This window comes from Flavobacteriales bacterium, from assembly GCA_026129465.1.
Classification (GTDB): Bacteria; Bacteroidota; Bacteroidia; order Flavobacteriales_F; family PHOS-HE28; genus PHOS-HE28.
In genome coordinates this window covers 2,203,131-2,226,770 of sequence record JAHCIA010000001.1, presented here as the reverse complement: position 1 = coordinate 2,226,770, position 23,640 = coordinate 2,203,131, and the positions used below count along the sequence as shown (strand labels likewise).

The 23,640-nt window shown below is 64.6% G+C and carries 10 protein-coding genes; 5 read left to right on the top strand and 5 right to left on the bottom strand.

Annotation, left to right across the window (positions count from 1 at the left end; all coding sequences use genetic code 11):
* Positions 1-2: 2 nt before the first annotated feature.
* The 3 genes from KIT10_09565 to KIT10_09555 are packed head-to-tail and all read right to left on the bottom strand — an operon-like array spanning position 3 to position 5,634.
* A complete protein-coding gene (locus KIT10_09565; GenBank protein MCW5899503.1) occupies positions 3-2,861 on the bottom strand; it encodes an outer membrane beta-barrel protein in 2,859 nt (952 codons plus the stop codon).
* Positions 2,862-2,914: 53 nt separating this feature from the next.
* Positions 2,915-3,706 carry an MOSC domain-containing protein gene (locus tag KIT10_09560; GenBank protein ID MCW5899502.1) on the bottom strand — a complete coding sequence of 264 codons (792 nt, stop codon included), beginning with the start codon at positions 3,704-3,706 and terminating at the stop codon, positions 2,915-2,917.
* Positions 3,706-5,634: a hypothetical protein gene (locus tag KIT10_09555; protein MCW5899501.1), complete on the bottom strand. Its 1,929-nt coding sequence runs from the start codon at positions 5,632-5,634 to the stop codon at positions 3,706-3,708. Before KIT10_09555 ends, KIT10_09560 begins: the two co-directional genes overlap by 1 nt.
* Positions 5,635-5,819: 185 nt before the next feature.
* Here KIT10_09555 and KIT10_09550 point away from each other — a divergent pair, with 185 nt between their 5' ends.
* Positions 5,820-7,487, top strand: a complete 1,668-nt coding sequence (locus KIT10_09550) for a hypothetical protein (GenBank protein MCW5899500.1) — start codon at positions 5,820-5,822, stop codon at positions 7,485-7,487.
* 63 nt (positions 7,488-7,550) lie between these two features.
* Here the strand turns inward: KIT10_09550 and KIT10_09545 are convergent, their stop codons facing one another.
* Positions 7,551-7,964 carry a hypothetical protein gene (locus KIT10_09545; protein MCW5899499.1) on the bottom strand — a complete coding sequence of 138 codons (414 nt, stop codon included), beginning with the start codon at positions 7,962-7,964 and terminating at the stop codon, positions 7,551-7,553.
* Between the two features lie 205 nt (positions 7,965-8,169).
* On the opposite strand from KIT10_09545, the gene KIT10_09540 reads away from it, so the two are divergent.
* The 4 genes from KIT10_09540 (at position 8,170) to KIT10_09525 (ending at position 21,707) form a co-directional block, all read left to right on the top strand.
* Positions 8,170-8,508 carry a hypothetical protein gene (locus KIT10_09540; GenBank protein MCW5899498.1) on the top strand — a complete coding sequence of 113 codons (339 nt, stop codon included), beginning with the start codon at positions 8,170-8,172 and terminating at the stop codon, positions 8,506-8,508.
* A 270-nt stretch (positions 8,509-8,778) separates the two neighbouring features.
* Entirely contained in the window at positions 8,779-18,528 is a 9,750-nt protein-coding gene (locus tag KIT10_09535; GenBank protein MCW5899497.1) for a gliding motility-associated C-terminal domain-containing protein, read from the top strand.
* Between the two features lie 51 nt (positions 18,529-18,579).
* A complete protein-coding gene (locus KIT10_09530) occupies positions 18,580-19,509 on the top strand; it encodes a type IX secretion system membrane protein PorP/SprF (GenBank protein ID MCW5899496.1) in 930 nt (309 codons plus the stop codon).
* The gene (locus KIT10_09525; GenBank protein MCW5899495.1) at positions 19,509-21,707 is read left to right on the top strand and encodes a carboxypeptidase regulatory-like domain-containing protein; all 2,199 of its coding nucleotides are present in this window, start codon (positions 19,509-19,511) and stop codon (positions 21,705-21,707) included. The genes KIT10_09530 and KIT10_09525 overlap by 1 nt, the downstream gene beginning before the upstream one ends.
* 57 nt (positions 21,708-21,764) lie before the next feature.
* Here the strand turns inward: KIT10_09525 and lysA are convergent, their stop codons facing one another.
* Positions 21,765-23,003, bottom strand: coding sequence for a diaminopimelate decarboxylase (gene lysA, locus KIT10_09520; protein ID MCW5899494.1), 1,239 nt, complete (start codon positions 23,001-23,003; stop codon positions 21,765-21,767).
* Positions 23,004-23,640 lie beyond the last annotated feature (637 nt).

Below are 23,640 nucleotides of genomic sequence, written 5' to 3'. Positions count from 1 at the left end.
GATCAATCACGCCGACGTTCGCCGCCCGGGGCGCCCTCTTCCGCAGGTGCCATCATCTTGAAATGGCGCAGGTTCCAGGTCACCATCAGCATCACATAGCGCCCCAGCACGTTGGTGCGGCTGTCCTCGATCCAGGTCTCGGTGATGTTGCGCGCGATGCTGTTGTTCTGTCCCAGGATGTCGAAACACTGCAGGGAGATCTCCAGTGAGCGGTCCTTCAACAGCTTGTAGCCGAGCGAGGCGTTCCACAGCAGATAGTCCGCATCGATCCCCTCGGCCAGGCCGTCGAAGCGCGTGTAGGCCATGTTGCTGCGCAGCACGGTGTGCTTCAACGTGGTCCATTGCAGGCGGAAGTTCGCCGTGGTGGAGATGAAATCGTTGTCCGCGCCCTGCTGGATGCTGTTGCGTACGAAGCCCTGGTTGACCATATAACCCAGGGTGAAGTCCAGGCGCTCGCTGATGTTGCTGGCCAGCGTGGCACCCTGGCCCAGGGAATGGTTGTCGGCGAGGTTCACCTGTCCGTTGATCGAGGCGGGCAGCCGGTTGAAGGTGTAGCTGCCGTTGAAGTTGAGGTTGCTCTTGAGGCGCTTCACCGGCAGGCCATAGGTGAAGAAGCCCCGCAGGTTCCGTGCGCCATCGAGATTGGCGGGCCTGCTCAACTGGCCGCCCACGGGAATGGTGATGCCGCCCGTTTCCACCGGCGCGTTGAGCGCCACGATGCTGCTGGTGCCGATGTGGTCCTGTGTGACGCCGCCGCCCACCAGGGCGAAAAAGCTGGTGCCCTTCTCGGCCCGCGTGCGCCCGTAACGCATGAACACGTTGTGCGAATAGCTCTGCAGCAACAGGGTGTTGCCCGTGCGCAGGAAGAGCGGATTGCTGATGTCCACCACATCCTGCAACTGGTCGATGGAAGGCTCGCGCGTACTGGTGCGGTAGAAGAATCGGAGGCTGGTGCCCTTGGCCGGGGTGTAGGTGACCATGGCGTTGGGCAGCGCGTTGTAGAAGGCGCGGCCGATGGCGAAGGCCGTCGGGAATTCGCGGTCGCCGGTGAGCACGGCGTATTGCCCATCAACGCCGAGATTCAACATCCACTTTTCCGTGTTGCGTCGCATGGATATGCCGCCGCGGTGCCGCTCGAAGGTGCTGCTGAAACGGTTGCTCAGGCTGGTGTCGAGCAGCGTATAGAGGCCCGTCTCGGGATCCGGTGCGGTGGCTGTTCGGTCCGTGATGCCATCGGTGTAGCTGGGCGCGTAGTTCAGCTGCAGCGTATGGAGCGCGTCCAGCGGTTCGGTCCAGGTGAGCCGGCCGCCCAGGCGGTGGCCGCTGACCAGATCGTCCGTGAAGCGGTCCAGCACCGTGGTGTCGGTGAGCAGGTCGAAGAGGTTGATCGAACGCGTCAGCCGGTCGCCGGCGCGGTCGTTCGCCTCCACGTCGGCCTGCGCGCTGAAGGTGCGGCCCTTCTTCGCGAAACTGTGCTGCCATAGCAGGCCACTGCTGACGTTCCATCCCGCGCGGTCGCTGGTGTTGATGTTGAGCGTGCTGCTTTCCACCAGTCCTGAAGGGTAGGCGTTGAGGCCGTCGGTGCGGGAGTCCGATCGGTTGTCCTGCAGGCTGATGCGCGGGGTGAAGATGAAGGTGTTGGCGGAGTCGGCCTTGTGGGTGATGCGCAGGTTGAGCCGGTGGTTGGCGTTGCGCGTGTCCTGCCGTTGGTCCTCGGAATAGAACAGGCCGCTGTCGCCGGGCAGGATCTGCTGTCGCACGAGAGCGGTGCGCTGGTCGCGTTCGGAGATGTTGAAGAAGTAGGATCCGGCGACCTCCGTGCGCTTGCCCCAGTTGTCGCCATAGTTGAGGCCTATGGCGTGTGTGGTGGCCACGCCGCCCTGTGGGCCGACCATGAAATTGCCGGAACCGCCGCCACCGGGCCGCCCACCGCGCATGCCCGCACCGCCCCGTCCGCCGCCGCCACGGCCACCGCGCGTTTCTCCTTCGCCGGTCACGCCCAGCAGGTCCTGGTCGCTGAAGTTCTGCTGGTTGATGTTGTTGCTCATGGCCACCAGCGTGATCCGTCTCGGACCCTGCATCAGGTTCACATTGCCTCCTGCGCTGTACAGATCGGTGGCATCGTGACCGGCATACACGCGGCCGAAGACGCCATGCGCCATGCCGGGCCTTGTGATGATGTTGATCGCCTTGCCACCGGTGCCGTCGTCGAATCCGGTGAAGCGCGCCTGGTCGCTCTGCTGTTCGAACACCTGGATCCGCCCCACGATCTCCGCGGGCAGACTCTTCAACGCCAGGTTCGGATCCTCGCCGAAGAACTCCTTGCCGTCCACCAGCACACGCCTTACCTCCTCGCCCTGCACCTTCAAGGTGCCGCCTTCGCTCGTCACGCCCGGCAGTTTCTTCAACAGGTCCTCAGCGCTGGCATCGGGCGCGGTCTTGTAAGCGTCCGCGTTGAACTGTGTGGTGTCGCCCTTCTGTTCCGCCCGCACGCGCATCGCTTCCACTTCGGCCTCGGGCAGCAGCATGGCGATGCTCGTCATCGTCACCGAACCGAGATCCGTCGCGGCGACGCCCACCTCCACCACCCTGTCCATCGGCTTGTAGCCCACGAAGGATGCTTTCAAACGGTAGCGCCCCGGTGCCAATGGCCCCACGCTGAACCGGCCCTCCACATCGGTGATGCCGCCGGTCCGGCGCGTGCTGTCATCGACCTGCGTGGCCACCAGGTTCACGAAGCCCATGGGCGTGCGTGCCGCGCTGTCCAGTACGGTGCCTTGGATCGTGCCCTGTGCCTGCCCGACGCGGGTCAGCAGGAGGGGAAAGAGAAGAGGGATGAAGCGAATGCGGGCCGACAGCATGGAATGTATGGGACGCCCCAAAGGTCGCTCGGTTCGATCGAAGCGGTCGCCGCTCACAATGGGCGCACGGCATCGCCAGCACGGATCTTGCCACTGACATCGCCCACGACGTTCATGCCGAACATCACCTTCTGGCCCGCGCTGCGGAAGGTGGCCAGCGTGCGCAACGGCTCCTTCCCGCGCGCGCCGGTGCGCTGGTCGGTGGTCGTGATCACACAGCGCGCGCAGGGTTTCACGAACTGGAAACGCGCGGAGCCGATCATCACATCGCGCCACGCGTCTTCCTGGAACGCGCTTCCGCCTGCGATGACCAGGTTGGGGCGGAAACGGTCCATGGGGATCGGCGATGACATGCGCGCGTTGAGCTCATCCAGCGAGGCTTGCGAGATGGCGAGATAGGGGAAGCCATCGCTCAGCGAGGTGAAGGCCCGCGCATAGGTGGGGTCGGTGGGGCGTTGCGACGCGTCGGGCATGTGCACCAAGCGCACCTCGCGTTCCAGGCGATCGCTGAACCAGAGGTCCCACCGCGCTTCGCCGTGGAGCGCATCGAGCGCATCGTCCCAGATGTTCACGCGTTCCTTCCGATGCGTGGCGATCGTCCACGGCAGGTCGATCGCCGCCCCATCGCGCAGGTCCGTCACGCGAAAACCATCGGCGGCCGGCGCGCAGTGCAGCCGGGCCATGCCGGCCACCTCACGTTGGGAGAGGAAGCGCCCCTGCCCATCCACGAGCATCCAGCGGCGGTCGTGTTGAAGACCGCGGTCCGTGAGCGGCGCTTCCGCAGCGCTGAACCCGCCGAGCGATTTGATCGGATACACATGGATGGAAGCCAGGGTGGTCTCCATCACCGTGCGCCGGCATGTCGCACCACGCGTTTCAGCACTTCCGTGCCGTCCACGCGCAGCAACAGGTGGTAGACGCCCGGCGTGGCGGGCAGCATGATCCGCAGCCCATGTTCCATGCGCTCCACCGTGGCGGGAATTCGGCGGCCCATCGCATCGTACACGCCATGCACTTCGATCCGTGCGCTTCCTTTCGCCGTTGCATGCACCACGCCATCCGCCGTGGGGTTGGGGTGTACCACCACGGCATTCGCGGCGAACTCCGTCATCCCCACGGGACCGAGAAGCAGCGAATCGGCCGCCACGCGTGTGGGGCTGCCGTCGCTGGCCGCCAGCATGTCGCGGAAGGCATCGATCTCCGGGCTCGAGTGGCTGAACATCTCGGCGTTCCATCCGGGCGGTACCGGCTGGTAGTACACGCTGGCGAAGGCGCGCAACGCACCATTGTTCCCCAGCGTCGGCACATGGTAGCGCACCATGTCGCTGCCACTGCCTTCCTGGCCCAGCGCATCGCGGTTGAAGTCGATGTCGCTGGCTGGCACACCGGCGATGCGTGTGGTGTCGTACACCGGATGCGAAGTGGTGAAGCCAAGCGGTGGAAGCCGATTGTCCTTGAGCGGCTCGTTCGCGCGCTCGAGCACGGTGGTCACGCTGCCGGTCACGTCGCCCATCACCAGCTCGTAGACCTGCACCTGCTCCATGGAGCTGATCAAATCGTGGTGCGGCTCATAGGGCGATCCGTGCCCCTGCACTTCCAGGTCGCCGCCGAGGACACCGCTCTTGAAGACCGTGTCGTTCTTAGCATCGAGCACCACGAAGGTGATAAAAGCGCGGCGCGAGGGATAGCCGCTGGGGAAACGGTGTCCCGCGCGGTTCGTGAGCCGAAGGGCGAAATAGGCCGTGTCCTCCGTGCGACCGGTGCTCCACAACTCCAGGTCGAGGGTGTACTGTTTCAACAAGCGCTCGGTTCGTGCGATGGTGCTGTCGAACTGCGCCTCGGTGGCGGGGATGCCAAGCAGCTCGCGGTTCTGCTTCATCAGCCGCAGCATGTGGGTGTTGCCGCCTACCAGGTGATGCAGGCCGAAGGGTGATTGGGGGTTCAGGAAAATGTATTCCGCCGCGAGGATGATGGGGTCGTCGATGCGCGGCATGTGGCATGTGTTGCAGTGCGTGCCGTCCACACTGTAGACGCTGTTGAGCCATTCGTGGTAGGTCGCCTGTTCCACGAAGTGGCCGCCCGTGGGCACTCCGGTCAGGTCCAACGTGTGCGTGATCAGGGTGTGGCAACCCGCACAGCCCTTGCTGTTGATGATGTGCTCACCGAAGCCCGGTCGCCAGCCCACGAAGAACTCCATGATGTCGGCGTTGATCAGGTCGTCCTGGTAGGGGCCGTAGACGCGTGCCGAATCGAATTCGAGGTGGCCGCTGAAGAATGATCCAGCGAGGGCCTCGCTCTGCTGGTGGCAGGCCAGGCAACTCACGCCATCCATACCCAGGCGGCTGCTGTCCAGCATGGCCATGGTGAAGGGCGCATGGCCCAGCAGGCGTTCCTCATGGAAACCCAGCGGCGCATGACAGCCCAGGCAGGTGCTTTCGATCGCCTCCTGGTGCTGCGGGTTCAACAGCACCTCGTGGCTCACCTTCGCCCGCCAGAAGGGATCGCGGGCGCTGTTGGCCATCATGGTGCTCCGCCAGTCGTCCACCACGTTCACATCATTGCCCTGCGCGTCCACGCTGGCGATGCCCATGATGTCATGCCCATGGCATCCCGCGCAACGGCCGGCGGTGGCGAACCATTGCCCCACATACACTTCCAGATCGCTGCCGCCGCGCAGCAACGCCAGTTCCAACCTCCCGTGCGGGCCATGCACCGGGCGGGTGGCCTCGGTCCACGCCGCGAACAGCACCACCATGCCGAGCAACCCGGCCAAGAGTCCCGTCCGCTTCATCCGTCCACGCATCCGTGCCGCAATTTAGCCGTGCGGCATGCGGAGGAACGCACCATTCGGTCCTGGGTTCGCTGTGGCATATCATACCGCATCACCTTCGCGTTGTGGATGGAGCGACCGGCAGGGGTCATCGCCGCCCTTCGGCACGCAGCTACTTTCGCCCCGCCATGTCCATCTTCCCGCGCATCGCTCTCGCATCGCTCCTCGCGCACACCATGTGGCTTCCCATGGCGGCACAGACCGTGGTGCCTTTCGTGGACCATTGGGACGAGAAGGCCGGCATCAAGCGCAGCGAGGGCCTGATGGTCAATGGCCGGGAATGGGGTGAATGGAAGTTCTACGACCGGCAGGGCCGGCTCCTGGAACAGGCCGAGTTCAAGGCCGGCGAGCGCGACGGCCGCGTGCGCATTTTCCATCCGGATGGCGGCCTGCTCCACGATGGATGGTTCAAGCGCGGTGTGGAGGACAGCCTGCGCACCAGCTACTACCGTGATGGCAGGCCGATGGAGCGCGGACACTACGCGAATGGAAAGAAGACCGGCGAATGGCGCTATTGGTATCCGGACAGCCTGCCCATGCTGGTGGAACGATGGCAGGACACGTTGGTGCTGGTGCTGGAGGCCTGGGACCGCGACGGCACGCATACGCTGCGCAACGGCGATGGGACCCTCCGGACCTACTACGCCAGCGGGGCGCTCCAGGAGGAGAGCAACTATGTGCTGGGCGTGAAGAGCGGGCCTTCTGTGGAGAACTGGCCGGCGGGCAACCCCAAGGCCAGGGGTGGATACCGCAGTGGTGTGAAGCACGGCGTATGGGAGTACTGGACCACGGCCGCCCTGCCGGAAAAGCGCGAAGGCTGGCACCAGGGCCGCTTGCATGGGGAGTATTCGCGCTGGCGCACGAACGGCGGCTTGGACGTGGCCGGCCACCACCGCGACGGGCTCAAGGACAGTTTGTGGACCTGGTACACAGCGACCGGCGCGAAGGACATGGAGGGCGCATTCGCCAAGGGCGCGCGGCAGGGTGCCTGGCGTTACTGGCACCCGAACGGACAACTCAGCAGCACGGGCACCTTCGCGGATGACAAGGAACAAGGCGAATGGGTGTACTACTATGAAGGTGGGCAACTTTGGAAGAAGGGGGCCTTCGACCAGGGACTGAAGACCGGCACCTGGACCACACGCTTCGAGAGTGGCCAGAAACTGCAGGAAGGACCGTATGTGAATGGCAAGGAAGAGGGGCAGTGGACCAGTTGGTTCGCCAACGGTCAGCGGCAGACCATGGGCGGCTTCGTGGCCGGCCGGATGGAAGGGGTCTGGCAGGGCTGGTTCCCCAACGGCGATCCCGACTTTGAAGGCGTGTACAAGGAGGATCTGAAGCACGGCGCTTGGAAGCTCTACCACGAAAGCCCTGAAGGGAAGTCCATCGGTGGGCGGGTGCGCGAGCAGGGCAGCTATGCGCAGGGAAGGAAGAGCGGGCGGTGGACCACCTTCAGCATCCACGGGACACCGATCGCCGAGGGTACCTACAAGGATGGCCGCGCCACCGGCCCCTGGACCTATTTCGATGATGCCGGGGTGAAGATGCGCGAACAGCATTATCAGAACGGCGACCCGCACGGCGCGTGCAAAGTGTACGACCAGCGCGGCCGCCTGGTGCAGGAGATGACCTACCGTGAAGGCCGCCTGCATGGCACCATGACCTTTTACGACCGCCATGGCAAGCCCACCAAGAGCGTGGAGTACGAGGATGGGCAGGTCAAGAAAGCGCTGCCCCAGAGAGCGCCACCAGCAGGCGGTCAACGCCCGGCCCAAGTGCCCGGGCAGCGGCGCTGAGGGAAGAGGCATGTCCCGCAGATGCCGGTAGGCCCACCTGCGGGACATCGCATCAAGCTTCGTTCAAGCCGCTTTCTTCCCCATGCCCAGCACCAGGCCGGCCACCAGGCCCATGATACCCGCCCATGCCGTGTTGGCCAGCACGTCCACCACCATCGCCGTGGCATTGGCGTAAAGATTCCACATGCTGTAGAACATCATCGCCATGCTGGCATAGACCAGTACGCCGATGACCAGGCCGGTGCGCAGACCGCCCATGGCGTTGGTGGCGCCCATGCGCCAGGCCGCCCAGGACAAGAGCAGGCCGAAGAACACATTGCCCAGGAACAATACACCCAGGTTCATCTCACCCTCCCCCTTCATCAAGCCCTCATAGCTGATCATGTTGGCTTCGTAGTAGCCCATGAGCAGCATGCCGAAGAGTACCCATCCGGCGAGGAATCCGGCCACGCCAGCGGCGAGACCTGCGAGTAGCATCCTTGTATCCATGGTCGCGGGTTTGGTTAATGTGGATCGAACCTACCGTGAACGGGGTGGGTAGGGGGGCCTGGCCGGGAAGGGGTTATCAACCGGAACCGGTTCCTTGAAGGGGCAGGATATCAACAGACCGGTTGAAGTATGCACGATCAGGCTCTTGGCCCGTTACTTGTCCACCATCTTTCGTCCCAACGTTCCTCCGGAGATGCGTACCATCATCCTCATCGTGCTGATCGGCCTCTTCACGGCCACGATATCTGCCCAGGATACCGCCTTATTGTCCAGGGTGGGTTGGGACCCCTTGCCCGACAGCCTGATGATGACCTGGGGCCTGCCGCAGGACCAGGTACGCCGATTGCGCGTGATCGAGGAGGACTACCGTGCAGAGTTGCGCAAGGCCATGGCCGAGGCTCCTCGTTCGGAAGCCGATCGCGACGCGCGTTTGCGGTCATTGGCCCAAGCCCGCAAAAGTGAGATCCGCGGGGTGCTGACCATGCGCCAATACGACGCCTGGCAGGACTTCGTGCGGCGCCATTCGCGCTGAGCGGACCCACGCCCGGGTCCACACGCCGGTGTTGACAACGTGGCAGGAAGCCGCACCCGGCGCGGCTTGCGGCGCGTCTACGTTTGCCGGGAACCCTGCCGTTGATCATGCCCTGCAAGCCCTATCGCGGTCCTAGGACCGGCGCCCACTGGCGGAAGTGACCCCCGGACGACAGGGCGGTCCAATGGATGGCCCGGCGATCAGGAGGAACATTTCTCGGACGAGCTTGAAGGCCCGCATGATCGGACGGGGCCACATACCGGAAGGTCCATGCTTGAACCACGACGCCCGTTCCTCCTCGCTGCGAAGTCCCTCGGTGCCATCCAGAAGTCGGTCCGACTGCTCGCTGTCGCGGGCGCGTTCCTGATCGGTGCCGCGGAGGAAGCGCATGCCACGCACGCCATGGGCGGCGAGCTCACTTATGAGTGCATCGGCCCGAACCTGTATCGTGTGCGCCTGAACTTCTATCGCGACTGCAATGGTGTGGCGGCCCCGAGCAATTGCAACAATGGCCGTCGCTTCCGCATGCGCAGCGACCAGTGCAACGTCACGCTGGAGCCCTGTTTCGGATTGGACGATGTGGAGATCGTCACGCCCATCTGCCTGTCGGCCGTCGACCGTTGCGTGAATTCCGCCGGTCAGTACGGCATCCAGCGCTACCGCTACAGCACCGTGGTGGACCTCAGTGCCTACGCGGCCTGCGGTACAGACTGGCTTATCGACTGGGACCTGTGCTGCCGCAACAACGCCATCACTTCGCTCAACAACCCCGGCAGCCGGAACCTGTACCTCTACGCTGAATTGAACAGCACCCTCACGCCCTGCAACAACTCACCGCGCTACCTCAACGACCCCACGCCCTTCGCCTGCGTGGGCCAGACGGTGAGCTACAACCACGGCTTCAACGACATCGATGGCGACTCGCTCTCCTTCGAGCTGGCACCGGCCCTGGGCGCCAACGGCTCGCTGATCCCCTACAACCCGGGATACAGTTTCCTGCAGCCCATCATCACCTCCGGCGGTGCGAACGCGGTGCAGATCGATCCGGTGACGGGCACGATCACGTTCGTGCCGAGCATCCAGCAGTTCAGTGTCGTCACGGTCAAGGTGTCCGAATGGCGCAATGGAGTGAAGATCGGCACCTACCTGCGCGACGTGCAGTTCGCGATCGTGGTCTGCGCCAACAACAATCCCTCGGTGAGCGGCATCAATGGCACGGGGCAGTTCGCCACCACCGTATGCGCCAATGAACAGATCTGCTTCAATGTGGCCGCCAACGACATCGATCCCGGGCAGGTCGTGACCATGACCTGGAACAGTGGCATACCTGGCGCGACGTTCACAGTGACGGGAAGTCCATTGCCCACAGGACAATTCTGCTGGACACCCACGCCGGCGAACATCGGCCAGAACCTCTTCTCGGTCACCGTGGCGGATGATGCCTGCATCCTGAATGGTGTGAACAACTATGGCTTCGTGGTGCAGGTGACACCACCGGTGACGCCTGCCAATGCGGGCCCCGACCAGGAGGTGTGCGGTTTCACCGCCACCATGCAAGGGGTGTTGCCATACCCACAGATCGGCCGGGTATGGTCGGTGGTGAGCGGCAGTGGCACATTCGCCAACCCCAACAGCCCCACCACCACGGTCTCCGGCCTGGGCCCCGGCCCGAACGTGTTCCAGTGGACGCTCGATTTCGGCACTTGTGGCACCACCTCGGACCAGGTGACCATCACGGCCTACGATCCCGGACAGCAGGTGGCGAACGCGGGTCCCGACCAGGCCTTGTGTACACCGCAGACCTCCACCATGCTGGCCGCTAATGCGGCCGCGGTGCCCGCCACCGGCCAATGGAGCGTGGTGAGTGGTACGGGTGTTTTCGCCGACCCGGGAAGCCCGACCACGACGGTGAGCGGGCTGGGCATCGGCAACAACGTGTTCCGCTGGACGATCAGCAACGGCCCTTGTGGCGCGCCCACCTTCGACCAGGTGACGATCACGGTGTTCAACAGCGGCCAGGCCGCCGCGAACGCCGGCCCCGATCAGCAGTTGTGCGCGCCCGCGAACAGCGCCACGCTTGCGGCCAACGCGGCGGCAGCGCCCGCCACCGGCCAGTGGACCGTGGTGAGCGGCAGTGGCACATTCGTCACCGCCGCCAGCCCCACCACCGCGGTGAATGGCTTGTCCATCGGACCGAATGTGTTGCGCTGGACCATCAACAACGGAGCCTGCGATCCGGCCTCCACCTTCGATGATCTGGTCATCACGGTGTTCGACCCGGCCAGCCCGGCCGCGAACGCGGGACCCGACCAGCAGGTGTGCTCCCAAGGCACATTGCTCGCGGGCAACGCACCGCTGCCACCCGCCACCGGCCAGTGGACCGTGATCACCGGCACGGGCACCTTCGTGGATCCCGCGAGCCCCACGACCGCGGTGAATGGCCTGTCCATCGGCACCAATGTGTTCCAGTGGACCCTGAGCAACGGCCCCTGCCCCAATGGTGTGACCACCGATCAGGTGACGGTGGTGCGGTTCGATGCGAACGCGGTGGCCGCGAACGCCGGACCCGATCAGCAGCTCTGCACGCCGATCGGTCAAAGCACCGCCACAGGTACGCTGGCCGGCAATGCCCCCACGCCGCCCAGCGCTGGTACCTGGACCTTGATCAGCGGCAGCGGCACGATCACCGCACCGGGCAGCCCCACCTCCACGGTCACGGGCCTGGGCGTGGGCGTGAACGTGTTCCAATGGACGATCAACAACGGCCCCTGCGTACCATCCGTGACCAGTGACCAGGTGACGATCACCGTCTTCAGCAGCAGCGCCCCCGCCGCGAACGCCGGCCCTGACCAGGAGCTGTGTGCGCCCGTGGCGAGCGTGACGCTCGCAGCGAACGCCGCCTTCCCACCAGGGACCGGCCAATGGACCGTGGTCAGTGGCACGGGTGTTTTCGCGAACGCCGCCAGCCCCACGACCACCGTGAGTGGGATGTCCATTGGCGACAATGTGTACCAATGGACACTGAGCAACGGACCATGCCCCGGTGCGGTGACCTCCGATCAAGTGACCATCCGGCTTTTCGATCCGGCGCAACCCGCCGCGAACGCGGGCCCGGACCAGCAGATCTGTGGCACGGCCACCACCACGCTCATTGGCAGCCCGGTGAGTTTTCCGGCCACAGGTACTTGGACGTTGGTGAGCGGCACGGGCACCATCGTCAACCCCACCAGCTCCACCACGGTGGTCAACGACATTCTCGTGGGTGAGAGCGTGTTCCAGTGGACCGTGAGCAATGGACCCTGCGGCAGCAGCAGCGACCAGGTGACGGTGCAACGCTTCAGCAACCAGAACCCGGCCGCCAACGCGGGCCCGGATCAGAGCATCTGCGTGCCCACCGCGCCCAACCAGGTGACCATGGCCGGCAGTGTGCCCATTTTCCCCGCCATCGGCACCTGGACCGTGGTGAGCGGAGGTGGATCGTTCGCTGATGCCAACAGTCCCACGACGCTGGTGACGGGCATGTCCATCGGTGTGAATGTGTTCCAATGGACGGTGGACAATGGCCCCTGTGCGCAGGGCATCACCACCGACCAGGTGACAGTGACGGTATTTGATGCGGGCACGCCCACCGCCGATGCCGGTCCTGACCAAAGCCTGTGCTCCTCCAGTGGCAGCGCCACCATGGCAGGCAGTGCGCTGATCGGGCCGGCCACGGGATTGTGGACACTCGTGAGCGGCACCGGCACCATCGTCAGCCCAGGCGATCCCAACACGGCAGTGACCGGACTCGCCGTGGGCCAGAACATCTTCCAATGGACGGTGAACAACGGTCCATGCCAGAACGGGTTGAGCACGGACCAGATGAGCATCTTCGTCTACGATCCGCTGCAGCCTTCTGCGGATGCGGGATCGGACCAGAGCATATGCACCACCGCGGGCAACACCATCACGCTCAATGGCAGCCCGGTGATCTTCCCCGCCACCGGGTTGTGGACCATGAGTGGAGGTCCTGGCACCATCGTGGACCCCACCAACCCCAGCACGCTGGTGATCGACCTGGCCTCGGGGGTCTACTCCTTCACGTGGACGGTGAACAATGGCGTGTGTCCCGATCCCATCAGCAGCAGCACGCTCATCACCGTGGTGGCCGATGGCAACGCGCAACCCGCACTGGCCGGACCCGATCAGGCGGTGTGCGGCACCGCCGTGCCCGTGGTGATGGCCGCCAATGAGCCCGAAGGTGTGGCCACCGGCCAGTGGACCGTGGTGCAGGGGTCGGCGAACTTCAGCGACCCCACATCGCACACGGCCACGGTCACCGGTCTGTCCATCGGGGTGAACATCCTGCAGTGGAACATCGACAACGCCGAATGCGGCATCACCACCGACCAGGTCACCATACTGGTCTTCGATCCGAACCAGCCGCCGGCCAACGCGGGACCCGATCAGCAACTCTGCACGCCGCAAACGAGCACCACCCTGGTGGGCAACGCGTTGACGATCCCCGCCACAGGGCAATGGACCCTGGTCAGTGGCAGCGGCACCATCGCCAACCCCGCTGGGCCTGTGACGGCCGTGAGTGGATTGGCACTGGGTGAGAACATCTTCCAATGGTCGATCAACAATGGCGCCTGCCCCAATGCCAACACCTCCGACCTGGTGAGCGTGTTCGTCTTCGCCAGCGATGCGCAGCCGGCCAACGCGGGTCCCGACCAGGAGATCTGCACACCGCAGAGCAGTGTGAGCATGGCCGCCAACGCCGTGACGGGATCGGCCGTGGGCACTTGGACGTTGGTGAATGGTGGAGGCGTGATCACAGCCCCGAACGACCCCAACACCACCATCACAGGTCTGCCGGTGGGCGCCAACACCTTCGCATGGACCATCGACAACGGCAGCTGCGGCACCACCACCGATCAGGTGACCATCTTCGTCTTCGATGCGCAGAACCCGGTGGCCAATGCCGGGCCGGACCAGGAACTCTGCACACCACAGACCAGCACCACGCTGGCCGGCAGTGCGGTGATCTTCCCCGCCACGGGCCAATGGACGCTGGTGAGCGGTACGGGCATCGTCGCCGATGCTTCGAACCCCAACACCACGGTAAGTGGTCTGAGCGTGGGTGCCAACGTATTCGCCTGGACCGTGGAGAACGGACCCTGCGCCAACAGCCTCACCACCGACCAGGTCACCATCCTGGTCTTCGATCAGAGCAATTCGGCGGCGAACGCCGGTCCGGACCAGCAGTTCTGCACACCGGTGAGCAGCACGGTGCTGGCGGGCAGCACCGCCACCTTCCCCGCCACCGGCCTCTGGACCGTGGTGAGCGGCAGTGCCGTGATCGCCAGCCCAGCTTCGCCCACCACGGCGGTCACAGGCCTTGGCGTGGGTGAAACGATCCTGGCCTGGACCGTGAGCAACGGCCCCTGCGATCCCGCGCAGACCACCGACCAGCTGAGCATCTTCATCTTCGATGAGACCAACCCCGTGGCCGATGCTGGTCCGGATCAGGAACTCTGCACGCCGCAGACAAGCACCACGCTCGCAGGCAGCGCGGTGATCTTCCCGGCGACCGGGCTGTGGACCCTGATCAGTGGTGGTGGCACCATCGCCGATCCCACTTCGCCGACCTCCACGGTGAGTGGTCTGCCGGTGGGCGTGAACGTTTTCCGGTGGACTGTGAGCAACGGTCCCTGTGCCCAAGGCATCACCTTCGATGATGTGGCGATCACGGTGTTCGATGAGAACAACGCCGTGGCGAACGCCGGTCCCGACCAGGAGCTCTGCACACCGCTGACCGTGGCCACGCTGAGTGGCAGCCCGCTGATCTTCCCGGCCACCGGCGAATGGACCTTGGTCAGTGGGCAGGGTGTCATCACCTCGCCGAACAGCCCGGTGACCACGGTGACGGGTCTCGCCGTGGGTGAGAACATCTTCGCCTGGACGGTGAGCAACGGCCCTTGTGCCAACGGCATCACCACGGACCAGGTCAGCATCTTCCTCTTCGACCAGAACAACGCGCAACCGAACGCGGGCCCCGACCAGGAGCTGTGCACGCCGAATACCAGCACCGTGATGCAGGCCGCGCCGGTGACCTTCCCGGCCTCGGGCATCTGGACGCTGGTGAGTGGAGGCGGCACCATCGCCGATCCCGCGGACCCGAACACCACGATCAGTGGCCTGCCCGTGGGCGCCAATGTATTCGCGTGGACCGTAGACAACGGCCCCTGCGCCACCGGTGTCGGCAGCGACCAGGTGACGATCCTGGTCTTCGATGAGAACAATCCGCTGGCGGACGCCGGGCCGGACCAACAGCTCTGCACCGCCACCACGACGAGCACCACACTGACCGGCAGTGCGGTGATCTTCCCGGCCACCGGGGAATGGACCTTGGTTAGTGGCACGGGCACCATCGTGAGTCCGAACAGCCCGGTGACCACCGTGCTGGACCTGGAGATCGGCACCAGCGTATTCCAGTGGACGGTGAGCAATGGACCCTGCGACGCGGGTTCCAGCGATCAGGTGACGATCGAGGTCTTCGATCTGAACAACGCGGTGGCCAACGCGGGTCCCGATCAGGACCTGTGCACGCCCACCAGCAGCGCTTCGCTCAGTGCGAGTGCGGTGGTCTTCCCGGCGATCGGCACCTGGACGATCATCAGTGGCGGCGGGATCATCGCCGACCCGAACAGTCCCAACACCACCATCACCGGCCTGCAAGTGGGTGTGACCGTGTTGGAATGGAGCGTGGACAATGGCCCATGTCCGGGCGGTGCCACCAGCGACCAGTTGACCATCACGCTTTACGAGCAGGAGAATCCGCTGGCCGACGCGGGACCCGATCAGCAGTTGTGCACACCCACGGGCACCACCACAAGTACCACGCTCTTCGGCAGCAACATCATCTTCCCCGCCACGGGCACCTGGACCTTGGTGAGCGGTACGGGCATCATCGCCAGTCCCAACAGTCCGATCACGGGGGTCACAGGCCTGTCCATCGGCGCGAACACCTTCCTCTGGACGGTGAGCAACGGGGTGTGCATCGATCCGCTCACCACGGACCTGGTCACCATCCTGGTCTTCGATGAGAACAACCCTGATGCGGACGCCGGACCCGACCAGCAGGTATGCACGCCATTGACCAGCGCCACCATGGCAGGCAGCCCGGTGACCTTCCCTGCGGAGGGCACCTGGACCCTGATCGGCGGCCAGGGCACCATCACCGACCCGAACGACCCCAACACCACCATCACCGACCTGGGTATCGGCGTGAATGTGTTCGAATGGACAGTGGCCAATGGTGTCTGCCCGAACGGCGTCACCACGAGCCAGGTGACGATCACGCTCTTCGACGCCGATGCGCCTCCGGCCGATGCGGGTCCCGACCAGGAATTGTGCGCACCGGATGATACCGCCACGCTCACGGGCAATGAACCGGTGGGCGCCGCCATTGGCACATGGACCTTGGTGCAGGGCACGGGGGTCATCGCCGACGCCAATGCGCCTGTGACCACGGTGAGTGGATTGGAGGTGGGTGAGAACATCTTCGTCTGGACCCTCGAGGGCGGTGAATGTGTGACCACCACGGACCAGGTGAGCATTTTCGTCTTCGACCCCAAGAACGCCGACGCCTTCGCCGGCCTGGACCAGGAGTTGTGCGTACCGCAGGACTCCGTGTACATGGCAGGCAGCCCTGTGATCTTTCCCGCGCAGGGCACCTGGACGGTGGTCGCCGGCGCGGGCACACCGGTGGATCCCAGCGACCCGTTGACGCTGATCCAAGGACTCGCCATCGGGGTGAACACCTTCCAGTGGACGGTGTACAACGGCCCATGCTCCAACGGCCTCACCATCGACCAGGTGACCATCATCCTCTACGATGACACCACGGCCGCGGCGAATGCCGGCCCCGATCTGGAATTGTGCCTGCCTGAAACGAGCATCCAGTTGCAGGGTGAAACACCGCCACCACCCGCACAGGGTACTTGGACCCTGATCAGCGGCAGCGGCACGCCGGTCTCGCCGAACGATCCCAACACCCTCATCACCGGTCTGGCACAAGGCATCAACACCTTCGTCTGGACCCTGGAATGGGATCCCTGCCCGAACAACGGCATCCTTTCCGACACGGTGAGCGTGTACGTGTACGATCCGTCGGCGCCCGTGGCGGACGCGGGTCCCGACCAGGAACTCTGCACGCCCGACAGCGAGACCAATTTGCAGGGCAACACCCCGGCGATACCTGGCGTGGGCACCTGGACCGTGACCCAGGGTGGGTCCACCGTGGTGGAGCCGAACAACCCCAACACGCTCGTCACCGGACTGGACATAGGTGTGCATGAGTTCGTGTGGGAGATCTACAACGGCCAGTGCGGCTTCGGTCCGCCCAGCCGCGACACGGTGCGTGTATCGGTCTTCGATGGTGACGCGCCCGATGCGATGACCGGTGACGACATCAGCTGGTGCACACCCACGAACAGCGCGGTGCTGCAGGCCAACGACCCCGTCTTCCCGGCCACCGGCACCTGGACCTCCCTGAGCGGCACGGGCACCATCGCCGATCCGAACGATCCCAACACGGCCGTCTTCAACCTAGGTGTGGGACAGCACGATTTCCTCTGGACGATCGACAATGGTGCCTGCGGAACCAGTTCAGCGGACATCAGCGTGTTCATCTTCGATGGGAACGCGCCGCCCGCGAACGCTGGACCCGATCAGGAGCTTTGCACGCCGCAGACCAGCACCACGCTCGCGGGCAACGCACCGGTGTTCCCCGCCACGGGGCTATGGACGCTGGTGAGCGGCACCGGCACGATCGCTTCCCCGGCATCGCCCACCAGTGCGGTGAGCGGCCTCTCCATCGGGGTGAACACCTTCCTGTGGACCATCGACAACGGCCCCTGTGGCACCACCGAGGACCTCGTGACCATCGTGGTGTACGACCAGACTCAGGGTTCGGCCAACGCGGGTCCGGACCAGGAGATCTGCACACCCGCGAGCAGCGTGACCCTGCAGGCCAACGCGGTGGGCGTGCCGGCCATCGGCACATGGACCATCATCAGTGGAAGCGGCACGCTCAGCGATCCGAACGACCCCAACGCCACGCTCAGCGGATTGACGGTTGGCCAGGTGACGCTGCAATGGACGGTGGACAATGGCCCCTGCTCCAACGGCACCACCACGGACCAGGTGACCATCTTCATCTTCGACGGTGGCGCACAGGCCGCGGCGGCCGGTCCGGACCAGAGCTATTGCACGCCGATCACCCAGGCGGTGACGATGTTCGCCAGCAGCCCGGTACCGCCCGGCACGGGCATATGGAGCCTCGCTTCCGGCGCGGGCAACATCGCCGATCCCTCCTCGCCCTTCACGGCCATCACCGGCCTTGGTCTCGGCACCAACGTCTTCGTGTGGACCATCGACAACGGGGCCTGCGGAAGCACCAGCGATGAGATGGTCATCCAGGTCTTCGACCACACCGTGCCGCCCGCCGATGCCGGACCGGACCAGCAGTTCTGCCAGGACGTGAGCACCACCAACCTCGACGCCGTGCCGGCCACCAGCACAGCTTTCGGGGCATGGTCGCTGCTGATGGGCACGGGCAACATCGTGGACGCCTTCGACCCGATGACGCTGGTGACGGGCATGCAGCAAGGCAACAACTGGTTCGTGTGGACGGTGGACAACGGTGTGTGCGGCACCACGGCGGACACCATGCTGGTGTTCATCAAGGACTGCCTCACGCTCACCATCCCCGACGCCTTCTCGCCCAACGGTGACGGCGTCAACGACACCTTCGTGATCCGCAACCTGGAGTCGTATCCGAACAACAGCTTCCAGGTCTTCAACCGCTGGGGCAACAAGATCCTGGACCGCAGTCCCTACAACAACGACTGGGATGGCACCAGCCAGTATGGTGCTGTCTTCGGTGAGAAGTTGCCCGAGAGCACCTACTACTATGTACTCGACCTCGGCAACGACACCGAGGCCTACACCGGATTCATCTACCTGCGCCGATAGAACGACCGCACGGGCGAAAGCAGAAGCGCCACAACAGAGACCCCGATGAGAATGAGAGAAGCGACCCGATGGATGAGCGGCGTGCTGGGGATGCTCCTGGGCACCGGCGTGCTGGCCCAGCAGGACCCGCAGTTCACCCAGTACATGTTCAACCTGCTGGCCTTGAACCCGGCCTATGCGGGCAGCGCCGATCGTGTGAGCCTCAAGGGGCTGAGCCGGCACCAATGGGTGGGCTTCGAGGGAGCGCCGAACACGCAGACCCTCACCGTGCACAGCCCCGTGTGGCATGAAAGCCTCGGCGTGGGCGGCACCATCATGCGCGACACGCACGGCCCCATCACGCAATACACCTTCATGGCCGACCTCGCCTACCGCATCCACATGGGTCCGGCGAAACTCGCCTTCGGCCTCAAGGGCGGCCTCAACGTGCTGCAGGGCCGCTTCGCGGAACTGAATCCGTTGGAACCGAACGACCAGGTGTTCCAGGCCAATGTGAACACCAAGCTGGACCCGCAGTTCGGCTTCGGGGTGATGTACTACAGCGACCGCTATTTCGTGGGGGTGAGCACGCCCAAGCTGCTGCGCACGGAATTCTTCGAGACCGACTCGCTCATTTTCGTTTCCGAGCCCGGCCAGCGCCCGCACTACTTCCTTACCGGCGGCTACGTGTTCGACCTGGGCCTCTACCACAAATTCAAGCCCACCGCCCTGTTGAAGGCCGTGCAGGGCGCGCCGCTCAGTTTCGATCTCAGCGCCAACTTCCTCTTCTATGAGAAGTTCTGGCTGGGCGCCATGTACCGGCACACCGACGCCATCGGCGCACTGGTGCAGTACCACCTCTCGGACGACCTCACCGTGGGCTACTCCTACGACTATCCGCTTTCGCCCTTCCGCGACTACAGCGGTGGATCGCACGAGATCATGATCGGATTCGAGTTCGGCAACAAGTTGAAAGGTGTCCGTTCACCACGCTATTTCTGATGATGGACATGCACAAGCCCTTCCCCCTGTCCCATGCGCTGTGCGGTGCGCTGTTGATCCTGGCCTTCCCCCTGGCACAGGACCTCCACGCGCAGAAGCTGAAGGCGCGCATGGCCGACCGCTCCGCCGAGGTGTTCGACCATCCGCGCGTGGCCGCCATCTACGAGAACCTGGACGCGAAGGGCAAGGCCGATGCGGCCGATCTGCGCCGCCTGGCCATGGCCTACCGCAAGATGGGCCGCACCACCGATGCGGAGCGCGTGTACGCCCGCCTGGCCACGGCACCGGCACCACAGCCCGATGACCTGATGCACTACGCCGACCAGCTCCGTGCCAATGGCAGGTACGATGCGGCCATGGAGTGGTACGCGAAGTACGCGGAAGCGCGTCCGGATGATCCACGTGCGAAGGATTACCTGAGCGATCCCGGACGGTTCCAGCGCTGGCTGGCGGACACCAGCAGCGCCAGGATCCGCAACGTGCCCATCAATTCGCCGCAAGCCGACCTGGGCATGAGCATACTGGAGGAGCTGTTGCTCTTCAGCAGCGCGCGGGGAGAAGGGGCGGGCAGGCGCCGCACCTACGCCTGGGACGAACAGCCCTACCTGAATCTCCACAGCGCACTGCTCAAAGGCGAGAGCGCCGAGGAGCCCATGGTGATGCGCAGGGATGTGAACAGCCGCTGGCACGACGGCACGGTGACCTACGACTCGCTGGCCAAGCGCATGTACTTCACGCGCAACAACGTCCACTATGGCGTGCACAAGCGCAGCCAGCGCAACGAGTTGAAGCTGGGCATCTACTTCACGGACATCGTCACTGGTGAGTTCGGCCAGCGCGAATGGGGCAATCTGATCCCCTTCGACCACAACGAACCCGACCACAACATGGGCCACCCGTCCGTTTCGCCGGACGGTCGCTTCCTCTATTTCGTGAGCGACATGCCCGGTGGCCAGGGGGGCACGGACATCTGGTTCTGCGAGAACCTCGGCAACCAGTGGGGCGCGCCGCAGAACATGGGCCCCCGGGTGAATACGCCCGGCAATGAGATGTTCCCCTTCATGTGGATGGACAGCCTGCTGTACTTCGCCAGCGACGGCCATCCGGGACTCGGGGGACTGGACCTCTTCCGGGTGCGCCTGACGAAGGATGGTGCCGGCAACGTGTTCAACCTGGGGCACCCGATGAATACGGGCCACAACGACCACAGCCTCATCCTCATCAACGATTCCACCGGCTTCATGGCCAGCGACCGCCCCGGAGGGCTGGGCAGCGACGACATCTACGGCTTCACCATGCGCCTGCCCATGGTCTTCCTCGCCGGCCGTGTCATCGACCGCGCCACCCGCCAACCCATCGAAGGAGCCACCATCGTGCTGAAGGACGCTGAAGGCAACTACATGCCACGCGCGAAACTTGAGACCATGGAGGGCGGCCGCTTCAACGTGGAGGCGCCCTACCAGCGCGCGTACATCCTGGTGGCCAACCGCAACGGCTATTTCCAGCACGAGATGCAGGTGATCACCGATTCGGATCCCTTGCTGGAGGTGCTGGTGGAGATGGACAAGTACGACTACGCCGCCGAGGGCCTGGTGCTGCACGGCGAAACGGGCCAGCCGCTCGAAGGCGCGCAGGTGGCGCTGACGGACGCCAAGGACAACATCATCGCGGAGATCGTCACCGACGCCAGCGGCCGCTATCAGTTCCCCCTGATGCAGGAGACGGACTACCGCCTGAAGGTGGACAAGGAGGGCTTCTTCAAGCAGAGCGCGAGACTCACCACCAAGGGCAAGCCCAGCGCCGCCATCGTCACCGACTTCAAGCTCTTCCCGCTGAAGGTGGACCAGGTGGTGCGCCTGGACGACATCTTCTACGATTACAACAAGTCCGACATCAGGCCGGACGCGGCGTTGGAGCTGGACAAGCTGGTGGCCGTGCTGGTGGAGAACCCCACGGTGAAGATCGAGCTGAGCTCGCACACCGATTGCCGCGGCAAGGACGCCTACAACCTGGGCCTTTCCGAACGCCGCGCGAAGAGTGCCGTGGACTACATCGTGTCCAGGGGCATCGCACGCGACCGAGTGAAGGCCAAGGGTTATGGCAAGAGCAAACCGTCGGAGGATTGCAAGTGCGAGCAGTGCTCGGATGTGCAGCACCAGCGCAACCGCCGCACGGAATTCAAGGTGTTGTCTTTGTAGGTTGGGTTGGGATCAGGGAGATGGACGGGCCCCGCTTGCGGCGGCCCGTTCGTCTTTTCAGGCCCCGGCCAGCTCCACCTCCTCCTGCGTGGCCAGCAGGTCCTCCAGCGTCTCGCGCCGCCGGATGATCGTGGCCCTGCCGTCGCGCACCAGCACCTCGGGCGGGCGGAAGCGGCCGTTGTAGTTGCTGGCCATGGCGTGACCATAGGCGCCCGCGTTGCGGATGGCCAGCAGGTCGCCCTCGCGCACCTCGGTGATCTTCCGATCCTGGCCGAAGGTGTCCGTTTCGCAAACGTTCCCCACCACGGTGTAGATCCGCGTGCGGCCTTCCGGGTTGCTCGCGTTCTCGATGCGGTGGTAGGCGCCGTAGAGCATGGGCCTGATCAATTGGTTCAGGCCGCTGTCCACGCCGGCGAACACCGTGGCGGTGGTCTGCTTCACCAGGGTGGTGCGCACCAGCAGCGTGCCCGCTTCGCTCACGACGAACTTGCCCGGCTCGAACCACACCTCCACGGGCGTCGCGCGCTGCTTGTTGAAGATGCCGATGCGTTCCGCCAGGCGCTGGCCCAGTTCTTCGATGTCGCTGGTGACGTCGCCCTCCTGGTAGGCCACCTTGAAGCCGCTGCCCAGATCGAGGTGTCGCAATTCCGGGAAGAGGTCAGCGCGGTCCAGCAGCAACTCCGCGGCCTGCAGGAAAACACCCGTGTCCAGGATGTCGCTGCCGGTGTGCATGTGCAGGCCATGCACGTGCAGGCCGTGCGTGGCCATGATGCGCTCCACATGCCGCAATTGGTGGATGGAGATGCCGAACTTGCTGTCGATGTGGCCCACGCTGATGCGCTCGTGGCCGCCCGCCATGATGTGCGGGTTGATGCGCAGGAATACGGGCACGCTTCCGCCGAACTCCTGGCCGAAGTGCTCCAGCACGGGGATGGAGTCGATGTTGACATGCACGCCCAGTTCCACCGCACGGCGGTACTCCTCATAGGGCACCATGTTGGGAGTGAAGAGGATCTCCTCAGGGCGGAAGCCCGCGTGCAGGCCCAGTTCCACCTCCTGGATGGAGACCGTGTCCAGGCCGGTGCCAAGCTTGCGCACAAGGCGCATGATGTGGATGTTGGGCAGCGCCTTGCAGGCGTACATGATGCGGGTGGGCATGCCGGAGAAGGCCGCCTGCATGCGCTTCACCTGCCGTTCGATCACGGCCGCGTCATACACATACACCGGGGTGCCCACCAGGTGGGCGATCTCCTCCACCGGTACACCGCCGATGCGGGTGGGGTCGTGCTGTTCCATGATGTCCGCCGTGCAGGGCGCGGGCTGCGAAGGTAGTCCGCGTGGGCAGGCGGCGACGCCGGGGTCAATCGAGCATCGCCCCGGCCTGCTCCGCGTAGAATCCGCCCTGCGCCGCGATGCGCCGGAAGGCCTCCTGCGCCTGCGCCTGTTCGCCCATTCGCCGTGATGTGAGCGCGTGGTACCAGGCGGCCTCCTCGTCGAACACGCGCACCTCATGCGATGCGGCACGATCGAGAAGTTGCGATGCCGGTAGTACATGCCGAGGTTGTATGCGCACAGCCCCGCATAGAAGATCGCGTTCACATCATCGGGGTATTGTGTCAGCAGAAAGCGGAACTCCTCCAGCGCCGCCTTGTGGTCGTTCTGTCGAAAGCGCGTCATGGCCTCGTCCATGAAGGGCAGATAGCCCATCATGCGTTGCTCGCCTTCGGTGGATCGCTGCGATCCGCTGTCGGGGAAGCGCGCCAGTACGCCGCTTCCCGTTCGGCCTGTATGTGGATCTGATGGATGGAGATCGTCCGGGTGCGCGAGTTTGAAGCCTTGCACGAAGACGAGCCTGGTGATGGCACGGGCTGGTTTCGCCGCGGCCGGTGTGGCTTGCATATCTCCGGGCCTTGGGCGCACATCACTTCCGCGC

Excerpts from the sequence above, each read along its gene's own strand:
- KIT10_09565 (MCW5899503.1), bottom strand. The coding sequence starts at position 2,861 with ATGCTGTCGGCCCGCATTCGCTTCATCCCTCTTCTCTTTCCCCTCCTG.
- KIT10_09560 (MCW5899502.1), bottom strand. The coding sequence starts at position 3,706 with ATGGAGACCACCCTGGCTTCCATCCATGTGTATCCGATCAAATCGCTC.
- KIT10_09550 (MCW5899500.1), top strand. The coding sequence starts at position 5,820 with ATGTCCATCTTCCCGCGCATCGCTCTCGCATCGCTCCTCGCGCACACC.
- KIT10_09545 (MCW5899499.1), bottom strand. The coding sequence starts at position 7,964 with ATGCTACTCGCAGGTCTCGCCGCTGGCGTGGCCGGATTCCTCGCCGGA.
- KIT10_09540 (MCW5899498.1), top strand. The coding sequence starts at position 8,170 with ATGCGTACCATCATCCTCATCGTGCTGATCGGCCTCTTCACGGCCACG.
- KIT10_09535 (MCW5899497.1), top strand. The coding sequence starts at position 8,779 with ATGCTTGAACCACGACGCCCGTTCCTCCTCGCTGCGAAGTCCCTCGGT.
- KIT10_09530 (MCW5899496.1), top strand. The coding sequence starts at position 18,580 with ATGAGAGAAGCGACCCGATGGATGAGCGGCGTGCTGGGGATGCTCCTG.
- KIT10_09525 (MCW5899495.1), top strand. The coding sequence starts at position 19,509 with ATGATGGACATGCACAAGCCCTTCCCCCTGTCCCATGCGCTGTGCGGT.
- lysA (MCW5899494.1), bottom strand. The coding sequence starts at position 23,003 with ATGGAACAGCACGACCCCACCCGCATCGGCGGTGTACCGGTGGAGGAG.